The sequence below is a fragment of the Escherichia sp. MOD1-EC7003 genome (assembly GCF_002965065.1).
Classification (GTDB): domain Bacteria; phylum Pseudomonadota; class Gammaproteobacteria; order Enterobacterales; family Enterobacteriaceae; genus Escherichia.
In genome coordinates this window covers 1-2,811 of record NZ_PTRE01000073.1, presented here as the reverse complement: position 1 = coordinate 2,811, position 2,811 = coordinate 1, and the positions used below count along the sequence as shown (strand labels likewise).

Here is a 2,811-nt window from a genome sequence, read left to right as displayed (position 1 = left end):
AGTCATCCTGTTTACCTCTTTCTCAGGGAGTTTAGTCTCCAGGATTCCCGGGGCGGTTCACGCTTACTGCTGTCCGGTATTCCCCAACGCTTTTTTAGCGACTGCTCGGCAAGCCATATCTGTCTTATCCCCGTTTTGAGAAGCTGCGCACTGTATTCCCAACTGTGCCCGGCAAGAAGCAACGACAACACCTTCTTTTGCTTTTCCGGGAAGCGTTCTGACATAACGATTGTCTTTGTGCGGTTATTCACCTCTTTAATAAAGACAGAGTAACTGCTCATAACGGGCAAATTCTCTGCTTGTTTCAGCCCTGAAAATCTACCAGAGGCATTTGCAATACTGACTGTACTCTCCACTGACATTCCAGGTTTCAGTAACCTCAGGTTTTTGAGAACGCCAGAAATACTCACATCCGGTGGCAGAAAAAAGGGCGCGGCGCACAACACCACCACGAATGAGTGATCCCGATAAAATCGGAACCACATCTCAGCGCATTCGGCAGGTCGCCCTGCCGATATCACGACACTTTGTGGCCCGTGCCGCAATTTTTTGCATAACTCCTCTTCTGTTCTGATGCAGGTAACATTGCCGACAGAACCTGTTGAGAGAGCTGTGAACTGCGCTGGTACGATTCCTGAGGGACAGAAAAGAACAAAACGCATCTTTCCCTCACAGATGTCAGTACACCAGCACGTTGTACAGGCTGTACAGCGTGCCTCCCAATCCTGCAGCCCAGAGCAGTAGAAATATTTTGGCCCCTACACTGTAGCGAGTCCGTACGCGCCGCAGTGGCTGGCAATAACAACGCTGCTGTGTCATAACAATCCAGGTCTTTTTTTAGATATGTGTTTTCTTTGTCCGGAAAGCACTTTTCCGGATATAGCGTCAGAATTTATTGATTCAGCAACGGCAACCTTCTCTGGATAAAAAATTCCGGACACCATGTTCTGCACATACTGAGTGAGCTGATGAGCGGAATGTTGTCCGATATATTTTGCATGTAGCCGTATATTCCGTTTCACTCTGCTGTCACCGCATCCCGTATAGAGCAGCTTGAAATCGCTCAGTGTTCCCAGTCCAAGTTTCATTAATGCCCGTGTGGCAATCGCATGCAGCGTCTTTGAACTGCGTTGCTCATAACGGGCAATCTCACTGAAACTCACGCCTTGCATCAGAATCTTAAGCACGCCCAACTCCCGTGCAGTCAGGAGCCAGAAATCACTCATATCGCCGGGCAAAGGACGTAGTAACCAACGGATAATTTGATTTTGATAACGACTCGCTGTCAGCATGGTGCCGATATTTGGGAAGCCGTTATACAGACTTGCAGCAGGAGCATTATCGAACCAGTCGGGGTCACCGGTCAGGCAGACCTGCCATTGCCCGTCATTACTCCGCAAGCGGACAAGACAAGCCAGAAGAACTAACTCTCCCGAAGGAAGCGAAGGGATATCAGCCAACAGGTAGCCACAGGAGGTCTTTAAAACGAATTCAACCTCTGCGGTGACGTTGCTGTACACTCGCACGATATACCTGTCCGCTGGGATGAGAGACTCCAGTGCCAGTCTGGTGAACTGACAGGCACTGATAATAACCAGAGGCTTCTTCATTCAGACTCGTCCACGCCATTACTACTAAACATGACATTTTGATTCAGAATGTACTGTTTTAACGAGGTTTTTTTTTCCACACTCCCTTAAATCGGGCTGCATTGCTGGCTGTGTATCTGACAGTATGCTGAATATTTCGATGACCCAGATAATCCTGAAGTAGTCGGGTATCGACACCATTGTCAGCCAGAGCAAAACCACAGGCATGACGCAACATATGAGGATGTGCTTGTACAGCTAATCCTGCACGTCTTCCGGCCTCACGAATAATCGAAAAAAAATGCTGTCTGCTGATGGGGCTGCGTTTCCGGGAGAGAAAAAGCCAGTCGCCTTCAGCGCCGTTTTCAATTAATTTCCTCTGCTTAAGCCACAACTTGAGCAAATTATATTCATCAGGAAGAATTGGATGTGTTGTCGAGAAGCCATTTTTAATACGCCGGATATTAAGTTGTTTTCCTGAAGCATCAATATCAGATAACCGTAAATCAAGAAGTTCACTGGCCCTAAAACCGTGAATGAAAGCCATCATAATTAGACAGCGATTTCTTTCAGGAAAGGACATGCTCTGGGCTGCATCCATCAGCCTATAGACTTCATCCTGTGTGAGATATTTTCTCGTCATACGCCACCGTGTACAGTTGTAAAAAAGAGAGGCACACCCGGATAAGTGTGCCTGCAATCAGAACGTTATCGATGTAATCTCATTATCTCATTAATAAGATTTTTTGAATAGTGGTTCTATGCAATAGATTAAATATGAACTATTTATTGTGCAGCTTTTCTACAAGTCATTTTTAATGAGTGTTTTTATCTACAATAATGTGAAACAATAAATACTAAAGCCTGAACCACAGGATGGGGTTAAAAATGTATTGTGTCTAATATTTTACTGATGAACAGTAGTCTTGGGGTATTTGGTGTTATTTTTTTTGTAAAATCATCTTTGTTTGCATATGTTATTGATTTTAATGCATTTTGCAATCTTTGGAAAATGTGTGGCAGAAAATAGAAATTCCCTAAAATTAATAATGATAATTTGTAAATATATATCATCATAAGATCTTCTTTGTTTTTTAGCTGTAGGTAAAATATCGTCCAGGGACGTTGCCAATAAATTAAAGATGTTCTCTTGAATAATTATTTGTTTTTTGTGGGTTTAAAATTATTTATTTTTGTCTATTTATTTGAAGGTGTGTTAATG

2 protein-coding genes and 1 pseudogene are annotated in these 2,811 nt (G+C 43.7%); all 3 read right to left on the bottom strand.

The window, feature by feature from the left end:
- Nucleotides 1-68: 68 nt before the first annotated feature.
- Nucleotides 69-662: pseudogene (gene hyxA, locus A7090_RS13820) on the bottom strand (protein HyxA); the annotation flags it as partial.
- Between the two features lie 153 nt (nucleotides 663-815).
- Entirely contained in the window at nucleotides 816-1,610 is a 795-nt protein-coding gene (hyxR, locus tag A7090_RS13815; RefSeq protein ID WP_105274460.1) for a LuxR family transcriptional regulator HyxR, read from the bottom strand.
- A gap of 58 nt (nucleotides 1,611-1,668) precedes the next feature.
- Nucleotides 1,669-2,232, bottom strand: coding sequence for a tyrosine-type DNA invertase IpbA (gene ipbA / locus A7090_RS13810; RefSeq protein ID WP_105274459.1), 564 nt, complete (start codon nucleotides 2,230-2,232; stop codon nucleotides 1,669-1,671).
- Nucleotides 2,233-2,811 lie beyond the last annotated feature (579 nt).

Excerpts from the sequence above, each read along its gene's own strand:
- hyxR (WP_105274460.1), bottom strand. The coding sequence starts at position 1,610 with ATGAAGAAGCCTCTGGTTATTATCAGTGCCTGTCAGTTCACCAGACTG.
- ipbA (WP_105274459.1), bottom strand. The coding sequence starts at position 2,232 with ATGACGAGAAAATATCTCACACAGGATGAAGTCTATAGGCTGATGGAT.